Source organism: Streptomyces sp. NPDC006512 (genome assembly GCF_040611935.1).
In the GTDB taxonomy this organism is placed as follows: domain Bacteria; phylum Actinomycetota; class Actinomycetes; order Streptomycetales; family Streptomycetaceae; genus Streptomyces.
In genome coordinates, this window is record NZ_JBEXPG010000026.1 from 77,290 (window position 1) to 92,012 (window position 14,723).

The 14,723-nt window shown below is 68.7% G+C and carries 13 protein-coding genes; 5 read left to right on the forward strand and 8 right to left on the reverse strand.

All coding sequences use genetic code 11. The features are described 5' to 3' along the window. Window positions 1–6 precede the first annotated feature (6 nt). Complete coding sequence (locus tag ABZZ17_RS19745) at window positions 7–2,148, reverse strand: hypothetical protein (protein ID WP_356877582.1); 2,142 nt, start codon at window positions 2,146–2,148, stop codon at window positions 7–9. Between the two features lie 20 nt (window positions 2,149–2,168). On the opposite strand from ABZZ17_RS19745, the gene ABZZ17_RS19750 reads away from it, so the two are divergent. Continuing rightward, on the forward strand, window positions 2,169–3,659 hold the full coding sequence (locus tag ABZZ17_RS19750; protein WP_356877583.1) for a hypothetical protein: 1,491 nt from the start codon (window positions 2,169–2,171) through the stop codon (window positions 3,657–3,659). A 93-nt stretch (window positions 3,660–3,752) separates the two neighbouring features. Here the strand turns inward: ABZZ17_RS19750 and ABZZ17_RS19755 are convergent, their stop codons facing one another. Next, the gene (locus ABZZ17_RS19755; RefSeq protein ID WP_356877584.1) at window positions 3,753–4,133 is read right to left on the reverse strand and encodes a hypothetical protein; all 381 of its coding nucleotides are present in this window, start codon (window positions 4,131–4,133) and stop codon (window positions 3,753–3,755) included. Next, the gene (locus tag ABZZ17_RS19760) at window positions 4,130–4,717 is read right to left on the reverse strand and encodes a TetR/AcrR family transcriptional regulator (RefSeq protein ID WP_356877585.1); all 588 of its coding nucleotides are present in this window, start codon (window positions 4,715–4,717) and stop codon (window positions 4,130–4,132) included. Before ABZZ17_RS19760 ends, ABZZ17_RS19755 begins: the two co-directional genes overlap by 4 nt. Window positions 4,718–4,845: 128 nt before the next feature. Here ABZZ17_RS19760 and ABZZ17_RS19765 point away from each other — a divergent pair, with 128 nt between their 5' ends. Next, the gene (locus ABZZ17_RS19765) at window positions 4,846–5,448 is read left to right on the forward strand and encodes a YdcF family protein (RefSeq protein WP_356877586.1); all 603 of its coding nucleotides are present in this window, start codon (window positions 4,846–4,848) and stop codon (window positions 5,446–5,448) included. Between the two features lie 293 nt (window positions 5,449–5,741). Here ABZZ17_RS19765 and ABZZ17_RS19770 read toward each other — a convergent pair whose 3' ends face one another. Then, window positions 5,742–6,158: a hypothetical protein gene (locus ABZZ17_RS19770; protein WP_356877587.1), complete on the reverse strand. Its 417-nt coding sequence runs from the start codon at window positions 6,156–6,158 to the stop codon at window positions 5,742–5,744. Between the two features lie 51 nt (window positions 6,159–6,209). Further along, complete coding sequence (locus ABZZ17_RS19775) at window positions 6,210–6,914, reverse strand: hypothetical protein (protein WP_356877588.1); 705 nt, start codon at window positions 6,912–6,914, stop codon at window positions 6,210–6,212. Between the two features lie 1,219 nt (window positions 6,915–8,133). On the opposite strand from ABZZ17_RS19775, the gene ABZZ17_RS19780 reads away from it, so the two are divergent. After that, entirely contained in the window at window positions 8,134–8,739 is a 606-nt protein-coding gene (locus ABZZ17_RS19780) for a hypothetical protein (protein WP_356877589.1), read from the forward strand. Between the two features lie 104 nt (window positions 8,740–8,843). Continuing rightward, window positions 8,844–9,443 carry an SMI1/KNR4 family protein gene (locus ABZZ17_RS19785; protein WP_356877590.1) on the forward strand — a complete coding sequence of 200 codons (600 nt, stop codon included), beginning with the start codon at window positions 8,844–8,846 and terminating at the stop codon, window positions 9,441–9,443. A gap of 20 nt (window positions 9,444–9,463) precedes the next feature. On the opposite strand, the gene ABZZ17_RS19790 is transcribed toward ABZZ17_RS19785, so the two are convergent. After that, window positions 9,464–10,339: an IS5 family transposase gene (locus ABZZ17_RS19790; RefSeq protein WP_356877591.1), complete on the reverse strand. Its 876-nt coding sequence runs from the start codon at window positions 10,337–10,339 to the stop codon at window positions 9,464–9,466. A 621-nt stretch (window positions 10,340–10,960) separates the two neighbouring features. Between ABZZ17_RS19790 and ABZZ17_RS19795 the strand changes: the two genes are divergently transcribed. Next, a complete protein-coding gene (locus ABZZ17_RS19795) occupies window positions 10,961–12,082 on the forward strand; it encodes an NADAR family protein (protein ID WP_356877592.1) in 1,122 nt (373 codons plus the stop codon). 320 nt (window positions 12,083–12,402) lie between these two features. On the opposite strand, the gene ABZZ17_RS19800 is transcribed toward ABZZ17_RS19795, so the two are convergent. Beyond that, window positions 12,403–13,494: a ParB/RepB/Spo0J family partition protein gene (locus ABZZ17_RS19800; RefSeq protein WP_356877593.1), complete on the reverse strand. Its 1,092-nt coding sequence runs from the start codon at window positions 13,492–13,494 to the stop codon at window positions 12,403–12,405. After that, window positions 13,491–14,675, reverse strand: coding sequence for a ParA family protein (locus ABZZ17_RS19805; RefSeq protein WP_356877594.1), 1,185 nt, complete (start codon window positions 14,673–14,675; stop codon window positions 13,491–13,493). Before ABZZ17_RS19805 ends, ABZZ17_RS19800 begins: the two co-directional genes overlap by 4 nt. Between the last annotated feature and the right edge of the window lie 48 nt (window positions 14,676–14,723).

Below are 14,723 nucleotides of genomic sequence, written 5' to 3' on the forward strand. Positions count from 1 at the left end.
TCATGATCAGCCGTCACTTCCGGTCCCCCCTCCCCCCATGGCGCCGCCCGCGGGCCAGCGCCTCAAGACCGCTGCCAGCCTGTCGTGCGCCGGGCGGTAGACACGACGGTCGTCCTCACTGTCGTAGGTGAGATACCCGGCCAGACGCCCGCCCAGCAGTGTGCGAATCTTCTCGTCGGCTCCCTCCAGGGACCGTTCGAGCAGCACTGCCGCCATCGCCGGCCACACTTCCCCCCACGGAATGCCGCGCCCCAGGCCGAACGCGGTCGCGCGCAGCAGTGCCAGCGCTTCCTCGGCCCCGAGTCCGTCCTCCGCGACCCTGTCCAGGTCCGCGGCGAGCAGCCCTACCGTGCCAGTGTTCAGCCGGTCCAGCCACCACGCGTCGCCCAGGAGTGCGGGCCCGCCCGTCCTGAGCTGCTCCGCGGCCACCCGGGCGTCGAGGAAGGACCGGCCGACCGCGGCCGCCACCACCTGTGAGACCTCGTCCAGGTCCTGGCCCCGCCAGGTGTCCTCGCCGTCCAGGAGGGCGCGGACGTACCCGGCGATGTCCTCCCGCATTCCTTCGAGGTCGGTGCGCAGGATCGTGACTGCGGGGAACGACGTCCTGAGTTCGGACAGCAGTTCATGTTCGCTGTCCTCGCCGCGGGAGGTGTCGTCGGCGGGGCTGCTGCTGCGGACGGCGACCACCAGCCGGACACCGCGCCCCGGGGGTGTGGTGTCCGTGGGCTGCGGCGGAACACGGTCCAGGCGCGTGCCGTGGCCGCTGTGGCGGCCGGCCAGGGGGACCAGGACGTTGCGTACGCATCCCACGGGGTCGTTCGCCTCGTCCAGCGAGTCGACGACCACCGTGACCATCGGCCCGGGAGTCCCCAGGAACAGCCGCAGCCCGGCCTGCCACCTGCGCAGGGCGTCGGTGCCTCCGGCCGGATCCGCGCTCGCTCCCAGTTTCGTGGCGACGGCCCGCAGGAGGTCCAGGGGATCGCGGTTGTGGGCGGTCACCGCCACCGTTACCGAGCCTTCGTCGGGCACGGTCTCCGGCGGGCAGTGGCGGACCGCGGCCGCGAACCGGTCGGAGCGCCGGAAGCCCTCGTCGCCGAGGGTCACGGCCCGGCCGAGGATCGCCGACTTGCCGCTGGCGGCGATACCGGTGACGACCATGACGGCGGCCGGACCCCGCAAGAACGTGGCCAGGTCCCGGTTCAGCGGCCTGCGTCCGGAGAAGTACCAGCCGACGTCGGCGGCGGTGGGGCGGCCGCTGGCCTTCTCCAGCCAGTAGTCCAGGTGCTCCAGCGTCGGCGCGACTTCCTGCCGGCCCGGCTCCACGGCCGCCGCGACCATCCGGTATCCGGGGTTCGGCAGCGTCGCGGTCGGGACGTCTTGCTTGCCCGGCAGGAGTGCCCGGGGCCCCTCCAGCTTGCGGCCTTCCCGCTCGTTGATGGTCCGGGTGGCCTGCCTCAGGGCTCCGCTGAACTCTTCCATCGTCAGGAAGGGGCGGGTGATCTCTTCGCTGGAGCGCAGCAGTTCGTACGCCTCCCGGAGGATCGCCGCGAACGCGCCGCCCAGTACCTTGCGTCTGGGCCCCGCGGTCGCCAGTACGTGGAGCGTCGCGGACTCCGTGCGGTCCGTCAGGTCCCGTTCCATCGCCAGCAGTTCGGGGCCGACGTCCGAGGATTCGCACATGTTCACGATCACCAGAACGTCCTGGGAGAGCGAGTCCAGTGCGGCAGCGATGATCTCGGTGGTCCTCAGTCCCGTCGCGAGGAGCCGCTCGGTGCGGGTGTCGCGGAGCACCGCGTAGTGCGTCGCCGCCGCTGACGTGATCCCGTGCCCGGTCACGTACAGCACCAGCGGAACACCGGGCTCTACCTCCCGGATGCGCGAGGCGGCCAGGAAGCGCTCCACGTCGTGCCGGCTGGCCGGCGGGTACTCCGGTTCGACCTTCGTGAATCCCGGGCCGTCCGGGGGAGCCTTCACCCACCAGGCGGCGACGGCGTCCAGTTGCTCGTCCATCGCGGCCCGCATCTCGTCCGTGCCGTCTTCCAGCAGCAGGAGGAAGAGCGCCCCCGCCTCCGGCGCGGAGGAGCCCTCGGCAGCCTCCGGCACAGGAATCGGCTGCGCCAAGCCGATCTCGCCTCGCTGCCCGTTCACTTTCCCTATTGTTCACACCCATGGACCAGAATCAGCAGCTTCGGGTCACCGCGGCCGCCGGCATGGCCGGCGAGTTACCCGATCACGTCACCCAGGACGCCGTTGTGATCGTCCCCGGCATCATGGGCAGCGAACTGTTCGACACCCACACGAACAAGCACCTGTGGGGCCTGGAGGGAATCTCCTGGCTGCGCAAGGCGTGGACCAGCCCCAAGGGCCTTGAGGGCCTTCGGATGACCGACGAGGAACTCGACGGCAAGCACACCCGGATAAGGGCGACCGGCCTGCTCAAACACAGCGCCTGGACGCCCTATCTCGCGGGCTCCGAGCCCTACACCGACCTCGTGGAAACCGTCGGGACCAGTGTCGCCCACCCCGCGGCCGTCCTGGAGTTCGCCTACGACTGGCGCCTGCCCATCGCGGCCAACGCCCGCCTCCTGGCCGCGGCGGCACGCGAGCACCTGTCCTCCTGGCGGCTGCACCCCGCCCACGACACCGCCCGCCGGCACCGCGTCGACGAACGCGAAGCCCGGCTCGTCTTCGTCGCCCATTCCATGGGCGGGCTCGTGACCCGTGCGGCGCTGGACGACCGGTACGACAGCGACCTCCGGGGCGACACCCGCGGCGTCATCACCCTGGGCACCCCCTTCCACGGAGCGGTCAAAGCCGCGGTCATCCTCAACACCGGCCGAGGAACGCCCGTACCCCTCCCCCACCGCAGGCTCCGCGCCATCTGCGCGGACATGCCCGGCCTCCACGACCTGCTGCCGCAGTACAAGAGCCTGCGCAGCAACGGAGACGTGCGCCATCTGACACCCGGCGACATCACCTCCATCGGCGGCAACCCGGAACTCGCGCGCAACGCCGCCGTGTTCCACCGTAGTCAGAAGCCGATCAGCCTGCCCGACCACCGCTCCGTCGTCGGCGTCAACCAGCCCACCTGGCAGAACCTGACCATCCGTGACGGGCAGGTCGAAGCACACCTCGACGGCGCCCGGACCCACACCGACGGCACCTTCGTCCGCGACCACGACAAGAACATCAAGTTCTTCCGCGTCCACGGCGACGGCACCGTCTACAAGGAATCAGCCGCCATCGCCCCCGCGGTCACCGCGCTCCCCCTCCAGCACGGCGACGTCGCCAAGGCCCGGACGGCGCTCGAAGCCATCACCGAGATCATCCGCGAGGACGCCCACATGGGCCCGCCGCTGGGCGAAGCCGGATGCGGCCTGACCGCACCCGACCTCGTCGAAGCCGGCCGGCCGTGGAAGATCACCCTCAGCGGCATCGACTCCCTCGCCGGCATCACCTGCCGCCTCACCAGCCTCGAAGACCCCAAAGACCGGCAAGAACTCACCCTCAGCTGGGAAGACGGCCAAGCCCGCGCCGACGCGACCGTGACAGCGCCCAGCCTCTACCGGGTCTCGATCCGCACACCCGACGGGTTCACCATCACCCAGCTCGTCCTGGCCGACGAACCCGGCCAGCCGCTGCGGGAAGCCGAGGAGTAGCAGCGGTTTCCGAGCCGCCCACACGACCCACAGGGGGCAGGCGGCTCGGAGCAGCTCTGCCGGTACCTCTGCGGCATCGCTCCGCGGCTGTCGCTACACGGCGCCCGCCACGGTCAGGGCAGCGACCGGCAGGAGCAGCATCCACTGCGGCAGCCTGAGCAGTGGTCTCGGCCAGCCGACGGACAGGGTGACGGCCAGGAAGGCGATCGCGTACGCGGCGAAGTGCGCGGCCACGAACCAGGCCATCAGGCCGGTCGCTGACGTACCGTCGGCCAGCGCGAGGTAGATCAGGGCGGCTGCGGAGAGCACCAGGTCGACGCTCACCATGTGCCACACGGCATGGAGGACGCGCTTGGGTTCGTCGGCGAGTCCGCAGGACAGCAGCGGGCGCACCACGTCGCGGTGCCCGCCGACGATGTGCGCCGCGGCCACGCCGAACGTGGTGATGCCCGCCGCGAGAAGCCAGCCGTTCATCGGATCTCGATCCCTTGGGCTATGACAGCGGCCAGCCGGCCGGCCAGCTGAGGGTCGGGCTGTTCCCCGACCAGACCGACGTGGAAGAACACGGCTCCCGCCATGGTGTCCAGGACCAGGTCCACAGGCGTGCCGGCCGCGATTTCATCGCGCTCCACGGCGCGCTCGAAGACGATCAGCAGCCGCTCCTTCGACGGGGCCAGGAAGTCGCTGCGGATGCGGGCCTTCAGCACCGGGTCGGCGGCGAAGTCGGCGAGCAGCCCCGGGAGCGCGGCTGCGGCGGCAGGTGCGTGGAACTCGTCCACCAGGCCCCGCAGCAGTGCGGTCAGGTCCCCGGCCAGCGTTCCGGTGTCCGGGACCGGAGCGTGGTCGGTGGTCGTGAACACGACCTCGAAGACCAGCTCCGGCTTGCCCCGCCACCGCCGGTAGATCGTGTCCTTGCCGACACCGGCACGGGAGGCCACCGCCCCGATCGACGTCGCGGCGTACCCCACCTCGCCCAGCAGCTCGGTGACCGCGCTGACGATCGCCTCGTGCGAGCGGGGATCCCTGGGACGTCCTCTGGAGGACGGAGAGAAGCTCATATCCATTTACTTTACGGGTCGACCCGTATGGTAAACAACCCCCGGATGAGAATCCCCAGCAGCACGCGTGCCCTCAAAGGCGGCTGATTCCTTCGCTGCTCAATGGCTCGGTGTCCTAATGTCGCCGCATGCGACGAAGGACAGGACTGCTGTTGGCCGGGGCTACGGCCCTGGCCTGGGGCGAGTGGTCGAACTGGCGCTGGTCTCGAGCCCTCGTGGGGACCGGCACGGGCGCTTCCGAAGCCGTGGTCGTGCTGGGCTACCGGAACCCACAACCGACGGCGAACTTCATCAACCGCTGGCGAGTTCGTGCCGGGATCCGGTCCCTCGCCGACAACGGGTGCGCCGGGAATCGCGTGATCTTCAGCGGCGGTACCACCGGCAGCAACGGTGCTACGGAGGCCCGGTTGATGGCCGACTACGCGAAGTCGGTGCTCGGGTTCGACGTCACAATGCTTCTCGAAGACCAGAGCGCGACGACCTGGGAAAACATCACGAACGTGATCCCGCTGCTTGAGGATGCAGACCGCATCAAGATCGTCTCCCAACCGGCTCACGCGCTCAAGGCTCGTGCGTACTTGCGGCGGCAGCGCCCTGATCTCGCCGAGAGGCTCGTGCGAGCGGATGACTACCGTCTTGGTGAGTGGATGGCCGGTAAACCGCTGCTGGCTCTGTACGGGCTCTGGACGCTCCGCGGCCTCACGGTCGAAGAACGCAAGGCCGTGCGGTAGACGGCCGCTCTCGCTTCGGCGTCACATGTCGCCGCCGGCTGACCACGCCTGAGGAGCCGGCTGACCACGCCTGAGGACCAGGCTGACCACGCCTGAGGACCAGGCACCTTTCACGAGGTGGACCGGCACCGGCGGCCATTTCCCCTGCCGGCCAAGGGCCCGCGCCTCACGCCAGGTTCTGGCTGACTGCGAGAGAGAAGGCCGGCGGATATACTGGACGCCAACTGTTACTCAGGCGCAGAGGGCCCCCACCTTGGTGGGGGCCCTCTGTATTCGTCCCGGCGGGTTCGCGGTCACGCGACCTGGAGCTTCGGCCTGCCGGTCGGGGCCGGCGGGGCTTGCTGGTACGTCGGCAGCTTCAGGTTGGGAAGGTCTCCGGCCTGGATCCGTGCGAGGGCGGCCCGGAACGCCGCTTCCATGGCCTCAGGGCTCTCGTACTTCGCCGCGAGCGGGTGAAGCCGGTAGGAGTTGCCGTTCCGTTCCTCGCTGCGCGGCCTGAGGACGATGTTGAGGTCACACAGGGGCGCCATGAGTCCGCTCACGGCCTGGGGTGTGACACCGTACTCAGCCGCCATGTCCTTCTGCCGGACCGGCAGCGCTCCCCCGAAGTCGCTGCGGGAGACGAGGTACTGGAGGAACTTGACGGCGGACCCTGACAGCGGCAGGGCCCAGATGCGCTCCGCGACGATCGGAGACATGACGTTAGCCATGGGATGGCCTTCCTCGTGAGCGGTCGCCCGTGCGCGGGCATGGCAGCACTATCACCCGGTACGTTTCCTTCCGCGAAAGCTGGCTTCGGCACCGAAGTCGAGGTCCAGCTCCTCCTGGTGGGCGCCTTCCGGTCCCACCGCGTAGGGGAATGCGCCGGGGTCGTGGTCGTGCTTGTCGGCGATTTCGGCGAGTACTTCGTGCTGGGCCGTGCTGTTGCCCTGGAACCACAGGCGCACGTTGATCTGGATCCGGCCGTTGCCGGCCTTCTCCACCCAGTTGTATCCGCACAGCGCCTGCACGGCACGGTTCACGGTGGAACGGGTGATCATCTTGCCGCCCTTCTGCGCGGCGATCTTGTTCAGCCCGTCGGTGATCTCCTGCTGGGTGTACTGGGCGATGCCAGTACCGGGTACCTGCCCTCCGGCCACGAACAGGAAGACGCAGAGCTGGGACTTGGTGATGCTGTTGGCGACGGCCAGCTGCGCGAGGAGCTGGGTGAACCAGTTGCTGGCGAGGCTGTAGCCGGCGCCGCCGGCCATGTCGTGGACGGACCTCGGGTCCGCGGCGTATTCGAAGTGGACGCCCTTGAGGCGACGGCGGCCGCCGGGGTCGGTGGCCTGTGCGACCGTCTCCCCGAGCTGCTGGCCGAGGACGGCCAGGATGTCCCCGTATTCGGCGTCGTTCCCTGCCGCGGCGGGTGCCGGGACAGGCCGGGGCCCGCGCTGTCGACGACGGGCGGGCGGATCAGATGTCACAGGACCTCCTTGTTACTCAGGCGGTCTGAGACTACCGAAAAATCAACGTGGGCTTGTCTTTTGGTGCACCGGCGCGCCGAGAGGCGCCTCTGATGCGCGAACCGCGCGGAGCAGCTCCAAAAGTACACACCACGTGAAGTTTTGCTGCGCCGAAGGCCCGAAAGTACACGCCTGCTTGATTCTATGTGTCGCCATTGCGGCACATTGCAGTGCGGCCGCGAGGAGCGCTTGTCCGGCTTCCGCCTCAGCCCTTGACGCTCTGACCTGCAGTGATCCATCGCGGCAACAAGGCTGCAGAAAATCAACTGTTGCTTGATTTTTTTCCCAAATGTGCCCGCCAGGTACACATTTCACGTCGCGGAATGTGCCCTGGGTAGCACACTCATGCTCATAAACATGCAGGTCAGAGGGCTATGAGCGCCGCGCTCTCTTACTACAAGAGCAACCCGCAACCGGCCGCGCCTTCATATGCCCTTCAAGTCCCATCGGGCGGTGATGGGCAGGCGGCACGGTGAGACCTCTTGCTGTGCAACTACTCCGCCCTCCCCTCCCCCACCCTGGCCACAGCACCTCAACTCCGTAGTGGCGCTCCCGGCCGACATTTGACGGGCAGTCCCCCACATCAGCATCAGAAGGCGTCGGCCCCTTGTGGCTTGAGGCCCTCGTGTCCAGGGAGGGCGCCCCGCGCCCGACCGGTGCGGCGGCGACCGTTAGGGAGTCGGCGCAGGACATGAGGGTGAGCGGGTCCAGGGCGCCGGAGCGCCTGGCGAGGGGGTCTGGGGGGCGAGGAGCCCCCCATGCCACGGCCGGTCCAGCGCGGCCAGGCGCTGGCGGGGTCCAGGGGCTGGCCCCTGGGATTGACGGGCCGTCACTTAATTGCGGACAAGATTCCGGATTCAGCAGCCATCAGCTGTGGCGGCCGTGATGCCGAAGGCAGGCTGCACCGGCCGGAACCGGCGGCAGGACCAGTAGGGGATCTACTGAGACGAGACGCCCAACTCACTACGGAACAAGTTCGCGAAAAGCTCAAACTGGGTCATAAGCGACCCACAGAATGGCACCTTGAAGGCTCTATCTCGAAGCTCCTGGAGTGATCTGACCATCCCATACCCGCGACGCCGCCAGAGGGGCTTCCAGGCCCTTCGGCCGGGTTCGGTGCAGTGTGAATCGGCTACGACGTCACCCCAACAGCCCAGCAGGGCCTGGCAGGGTGTGTGTCATGAGCTCCGAGCCTGCGCGTCCCGAACCGGTCCGCCGCCACCACGACCACGGCATGTGGCTCGTCCAGTTCACCGCCCGGATCCTCGTGGTCTGCCCGCGGTGCGGTGGCCGCGCGGTCGTCGTGCCGCTCCCCGGCCTTGCGGCACCGAAGTACTTCAGCGCGCTGCTCTTCCTCCCCCGTCGCCTCTCCTGCGCGGGCTGCGGCGCGGTCGCCGACTGGACGGCCGACGAGCGGGGCGCCGGTCTGGTCGGCGCGGCGCCCGGTGGTACCGAGGACCCGTTCTTCCGGAGGCCGCTCTGGCTTCAGACGCGTTGTGCGGGGCGGACGTTGTGGGCCTACGACGCGGACCATGTCGAGGCCCTCGCCGCTTACGTGGGTGCCCGGTTGCGTGAGCGTCACGCCTCCCCCACCATGTCGATGTTCTCCCGGCTGCCGGCCTGGATGAAGTCCGCGGATCGACGCGACGACATGCTGGCCGGCTTGGAAACCCTCCGGGCCCTCTCCCTGCACTCACGCCCCGCCGACCGTTCCGACGCTGCCCACGAACGCGGCGACCACCCGCGCCATCACGACAGCATCCTCTTCCGCGGAGGCGCGTACTAGGGCCTGTTGGGAAAGTGCGGCCCCGCCCAGGAACGTCTGGCACCGCCGTGCTGGTTGTCAGTGGGTTCTCGTAGGCTCTCGGCGATCTGATCGAAGGGATTGCCATGGAAGACCCGACGGGTATCGCAGCGCTGGCCAGGATTATCCCTCCGGATCTTGGCACTGACGAGGAGATCGACTGGGCGGCCGCGGAGGTGCGGTGGGGCACGCGGCTCCCGCGGGACTACATGGCCTTCATGTCTGTGTGGGGCGCCGGCTCCTTCGAGGAGGTCTGCATTCTCATGCCCTTGCCGAAGGAGTACATCCAGTGGGATCCCGGGACCTTCGAGGAGGAGACGGAGAACGCCCGCTATACCTGGGAGATGCTGGATGGCCAGGAAGGCCTCGACATCAACCCGGACCACATCCTCGCCTGGGGTGTCACCTCCGGCGCGGACATCCTGTGCTGGCTGACCACCGACCCCGACCCTGATCGGTGGCCGGTCCTGGTCTGCGGTCGCCACACTCGTGAGGACTTCACCCTGTTCTCCTGCGGCATGGTCGAATTCCTCCGCAAGCTGCTCCTGGACGAGTTCGACCCTTACCCGATCAGCATCGGCCTCCGCGACGCCTCACCACGCTACGTGCACTGGCTGATACAGCAGCATCGGTGGAAGGCGGGCTTGGACCGGTACTCCGGTGAACTGCGGTCCGCCAACCAGTAGGGGTGTCGCGGCCCTGCCGGTCACAGCCACTCGTTTATGGCTGCGACCAGCACGATCGCGTGATATCGGACGGCGAGTTTGTCGTACCTCGTGGCGACTGCGCGGTGGCGCTTCAGGCGGTTGATTCCGCACTCGACAGCGTGGCGCTCCTTGTAGTCGTCGTTGTCGAATTTCGGCGGGCGACCGCCCCAGGAACCGAGCTTCTTGCGGTTGCGGACCTGGTCGGCCTTCTCCGGGATGGTGCATCGCACACCTCGTCTGCGTAGGTAGGCGCGGTTCGCGCGGGAGCCGTACGCCTTGTCCGCGCGAACCTTGTCCGGTTTCGTGCATGGTCGGCCCAGTCCGGTTCGGGGCACCCGGATACCGTCCAGCACCAGCTGGAACTGAGGACTGTCGTGTCGCTGGTCGGCGGTGACGAGCAGGGACAGTGGTTTCTGTCCCTGCTCGACCGCCAGATGCAACTTGGTCGTCAGGCCGCCGCGCGAGCGCCCGATGGCGTGGTCGTCGGGCTCGGTGTCGATGCCTCCGGGAGGCTCCTTCTGCAGGTCCCCTCTTTTGCGCGCTCCGGCGGCGTGCTGGTGGACCCGAAAGATTGTGGAGTCCACGCTGACATCCCACGTGATCAGACCTTGTGCGTCGGCTTCAGCCTGCAGCTTCTCGAAGATCCGATCCCAGGTGCCGTTGCGCTGCCATCTCCGGAACAGGTCATAAGCTCGGTCCCATGGCCCGTAGCGCTCGGGGAGATCCCGCCACGGCGCCCCGGTCCTGGTCCTCCACCGTATGCCGTCGATCAACTGCCGATGTGTCCAGATCCGAGGGCGGCCGGGCTTCTTTCCCACCGGTACCAACCGCTCCAGACGCTCCCACTGGTCGTCCGTCAGATCACCACGTCCCACGGCTGACGATCATCCGCGGCCTTGATCAACTTTCGCAACAGGCCCTAGACCGTTCCTTCACGGCCACCCCAGACACTTGCGCAGCACGGCCAGATCCCCGGCATCCGGATCGCCCAGGAGCACGTACAGTTCCGGTCTCTCGTCCGTCCCCGCCACCGCCCACCTCGGCCGCGAGCCCTCGCAGTCGGGGTATGGACAGATCGACGCCTGCTCGGAGGCCGTGGGCCGCCTCCGAGGCCTTTCAAGTCCCGTGCCCGGAGCCGCGGTCCGACGGAGTGGGCCCGCTCCAGGACCGGTGGTTGGTACGTCTCTGATGTGGCTCCGAGGAAGAGGGTGCCGATCACCGCGACCACGGTCGGCCCCGATGCCCACCATCGCACCTTGCCCTGCATGCCTGCCGCATCCGTGCCACCACCGCGACCCCTGCGGGCAGTACTCCAGCAGTCGTGATCCACCCGAAGGTCGCGGGGTAAGAGGTGCCGGCGTACAGGGAGATCGGTGCGGCGTGTCCGGCCGAGAGCAGAGCTGCGCTCCCCCGATGGTTTCCGCGCCGGGTGCGAGGGACGACCTCCTGGAGTCGCGGCAAAGTCTCCTCAGCGGCCGGTGCGGCACAATCACCAGATGAACGGCAAGCAGATCACCCATCGCACCGCGGACGGCGTCCGCATACCCGGCACCTGGCGGCACGCCTTCATCTGCAACGGAGGCAGCTACTTCCTCACCGACCTCTTCATCTACGCCGACGGGCTCATCGACTGCTGGGGTCTGGTCACGCTGGAGGAGTTCGAGGAGAAGCTCCGCACCGGCTGGGTGGCCACCACCCTCCCGGAGGGCGCCCAGGCGTCGGCGCACGAACTGGCGTCCTGGAAGTTCAGCGAACCCCGGACAGGGCTCACCCCGGAATTGCTCCTGGCCGAAGTCCGCGACTCCATCGACCAGCTGAACGGCCGCCCCGACTCGACCGGCCGTTGCCTGGCAGCCGTCGACGCATTCCTCGCCGACCGGACAGAGGAGAACCGGGCCGCGGCCCGCGCCGCCTTCCTGGCCATCCCGACGACACAGCGCCGCTACTCGCTGGGCGACATGGACAGCAAGGACTGGCCGCTGCGGGTGCTGGTTGCCGGGCCCGGCAACCGGACCTACCGGCCGGCTGACCCGCCAGTCACCGAGGAGGCGTACGGCAGGGCCCTCGCGTACTTCGAAGAGCGCGCCCGGCGGAGTACCGACTACCGCGCACGCGTCCCCGCGGACGGCCCGGCGACTCCGCACGCCCCGGCGGTCCAGCTCGACCAGACCTTCCCGAACGAGCCGCTGGCCGACCCCGGCCGACTCGCACTGCGCAACGACTACCCCGCCCCGATCACCGTCGGAGAGGCCACCTACCCCTCCGTCGCCCACGCCTACTGGGCCCTGTCCGTCGCGCTGCCAGAGGTCCGCAGCGAGATCACGTCGGCGGACTCTGCCATGGCGGCGCGCAAGCTCGCGGCCGGGACACCGCTGCGCGGGGGCTGGGAGCAGGCCCGCACCGCGGTCATGACCAGCCTGCTGCGGGCCAAGTACGACCAGCACCCCGAGCTCGCCGAAATCCTGATGGCCACAGACGACGCCACCGTGATCTATGACGACCTGCATTCGGCGTTCTGGGGTGACAACGCGGGCCGGGGCCGCAACTGGACAGGCCGCCTCCTCGAACTCGTCCGCTCAGAACTCCATATGCGGCGAACCCCGATTCCCGGGCTGTGACCGAACCAGACGTATGGACTCCCCCAGGGCCCGGCCATGCGACCCGGGAACCCGGGGACGGGACGACTGCCGGGGTGCTAACGGCGTTAGCACCCTGAGGGATAGCCGGGGTGCTAACGCCGTTAGCACCTTGGGTGCTCTGCTCTGCTCTGCTCGGCCGACCGCAGTCCTACGGCCGACCCCATGTCGGGACGCGCTGACCACCAGCCTCACTCGGGGCGGCCGCCGGACCGGTACTCACGCTGTCAGCAACACGGACCCGAAACGTGACTGAGCCCGCCCGGAATCCGGGCGGGCTCAGTCACGTTCCAGCTGTACTGCTACTCCTCGCCGTGTGCGGCCAGGAGCCGTTCCACGAGGAGTTCGCGCTGTGCGGGGTCCATCTTCTCGAGGAGGATGTCGGCCACGGCGGCTCCGTCATGCCAAGGCATCCGGGGAATCGAGCGGACGTCCATGAGGAACGGGGCGCCGGCCGCTTCCGAGGACGGCGGGCCAGGTTCCGCGTTCTCGCTGCCCTGTACCTCGTGGCCGACCGGGGGAGTGGCAGCTTCAGAGGCGGAGGGGGTGCTAACGGCGTTAGCACCCTGAGGGGTGGCGGGGGTGCTAACGGCGTTAGCACTGTGAGGGGTCGGCGGGGTGCTAACGGCGTTAGCACCCTGGGTGCTCTGCTTGCGCCGCTTGGTCTCAGCGCGCTTCGCCAGGGCTTCCTCGGCCGCGCTCTGCTGCTGCTGCGCAGGAAGCTGGCCCACGTTGCGGGCGATCTCCACCGGAAGCGTCCGGTCCTCGACCGCCTCCTGCAGCTCTGGGGTGAGCTTGAGCAGAGCAATCCGCTGGGTGACCCACGGGCTGGACTTGCCCAGAGCACGCGCGACGGCTCGCTGGGATCCGTGGACGTCGACGAGGCGCTGGAGTGCCTTCGCCTCGTCGAGGGGGTCGAGGTTCTCGTGCTGCACCGCCGCGATGAGGGCGGTCTCGAGGAGGGTGTCGGCGTCCTGCGCGAGGGAGTCGTCGACGTGGACGGGCAGCTCGTCCAGCCCGGCGAGGTTCGCGGCGGCCAGGCGCCGGTTGCCGTCGACGACGATGTAGGCGGCCTGGCCGATCTGCTCTTCGTGGCCGGGGTGCGCGGCGAGGAAGGCCTGCCGTGTGACGGCTGCGAGGGGCTGGATGACGCCTCGGGAGGTGAGGCTGTCGGCCAGGTCCTTGACCGACTTGAGTTCCTCGCGCGGGTTGTAGGGGTTGTGCGCCAGGGCGTCCAACGGAACACGCAGGGTGCCGGTCGGGGCGGCGGACGAGGGCTCGGCGGCGGGAGCGTCCTGGCCGGCGAACCGTGCGAAGGACGCCGCGCGGCTGCTCATGGGCTGGGCGACCGCGTTGAAGGTGGGGGAGTCGCCGAGCATGTCTGCCTTGCTCATGCGGTCTTCACCCCCCGGGCGATCTGCCGCATCTGGTGGGACTGTTCGCAGTCGGGTGCGTAGTCGAGGAGCGGGCGCTGCTTGCGTACGGCTTCGCGCTGTTCCTTGACGTCGGGGACGACGGCGAGGACCGGGGGAGTGCCGAGTGACTTCCACTTGTCGAGGGAGGACGTCGCGATGTAGCCGCGGCGGCTGTCGAACTTGTTGACGACGAGGCCGAGCTGCTCGATCTCGATGTCGAAGTCGCGGGAGAGGGAGTCGATCTGCTGGATGAGCATTCCGTACGCCTGGGCGGAGGTGTCCTCGGCTTCGACGGGGATGACGAGGCCGGAGGAGCCGGGCTTCTCCCCGTCACGCTGGCGGCCGTAGTTGAGAGCCGCGTCCATGGCGAGCCCGAGGCTGGGGGGCGAGTCGACGACGATGACGTCGAAGTGCTCCTCGAGGGGGGCCAGTGCCCGCTCGAGTGCGGCCTCGCGCGGGCCGCGGAAGACGGTGAGGCCGGAGTCGAGGAGGAACGCGTCGAACGCGGCGGGCAGGATCCGCAGGCGGCCGCCGAAGCGGTCACCGCCTATGGCCACGGTGAGGTCGAGGAGTGACTGCTTGGCCTGCTCGCGGTGCAGCATGTGGGTGATGAGGCTTTCCTCGCCGGCCGGGATGGCGGTGAGGCCCAGCTGGTGGGTGAGGTGGCCCTGGGGGTCGTAGTCGACGAGGAGGACCCGCAGGCCGCCGATTCCCGTCGAGGCTGTGGCTCCGGTGGCGGACGGGTCTTCGGCGAGTGCCTCGGCGAGGCCGGCGGAGACGGCCGTCTTGCCGACGCCGCCCTTCTGGTTGCAGACGATGATCCGCCGGGTGGCCTTCTGTGCTTCGGCCGGGTTGTCGGCGAGCCAGAGGACCACGGACTGGGCGAGTCCCTGAATGTAGGAGACGCCTCGCTCACCGCAGTCGTCCTTGAAGTCCTCGTAGAGGCCCTCGGGAAGGTAGGTGCCGAAGGAGTCGGCTCCGGCGGTGTTGACGGTGGGGAGTTGGTCCCGGCAGTCACGCCAGGCCTGGATACCGGCAGCGACCGCGTCCTGCATGTCGGTCTGGAGCTGTGCTGCACGGATCTTGAGTGCCTGCTGAAGGTGCGCGGGCAGCTTCGAGACGAGCTTCTCCCGATCAGCACCCGAGTTCGGAGATGACATGCACGGCAGCATACTGCCGTGGCAGGTAACACCGGGGATCCAATAGAC

Bases quoted from the DNA above. Each gene is read 5' to 3' on its own strand.
- ABZZ17_RS19805 (WP_356877594.1), bottom strand. From the start codon at position 14,675: ATGTCATCTCCGAACTCGGGTGCTGATCGGGAGAAGCTCGTCTCGAAG.
- ABZZ17_RS19780 (WP_356877589.1), top strand. From the start codon at position 8,134: ATGAGCTCCGAGCCTGCGCGTCCCGAACCGGTCCGCCGCCACCACGAC.
- ABZZ17_RS19765 (WP_356877586.1), top strand. From the start codon at position 4,846: ATGCGACGAAGGACAGGACTGCTGTTGGCCGGGGCTACGGCCCTGGCC.
- ABZZ17_RS19800 (WP_356877593.1), bottom strand. From the start codon at position 13,494: ATGAGCAAGGCAGACATGCTCGGCGACTCCCCCACCTTCAACGCGGTC.
- ABZZ17_RS19750 (WP_356877583.1), top strand. From the start codon at position 2,169: ATGGACCAGAATCAGCAGCTTCGGGTCACCGCGGCCGCCGGCATGGCC.
- ABZZ17_RS19785 (WP_356877590.1), top strand. From the start codon at position 8,844: ATGGAAGACCCGACGGGTATCGCAGCGCTGGCCAGGATTATCCCTCCG.
- ABZZ17_RS19795 (WP_356877592.1), top strand. From the start codon at position 10,961: ATGAACGGCAAGCAGATCACCCATCGCACCGCGGACGGCGTCCGCATA.
- ABZZ17_RS19755 (WP_356877584.1), bottom strand. From the start codon at position 4,133: ATGAACGGCTGGCTTCTCGCGGCGGGCATCACCACGTTCGGCGTGGCC.
- ABZZ17_RS19770 (WP_356877587.1), bottom strand. From the start codon at position 6,158: ATGGCTAACGTCATGTCTCCGATCGTCGCGGAGCGCATCTGGGCCCTG.
- ABZZ17_RS19760 (WP_356877585.1), bottom strand. From the start codon at position 4,717: ATGAGCTTCTCTCCGTCCTCCAGAGGACGTCCCAGGGATCCCCGCTCG.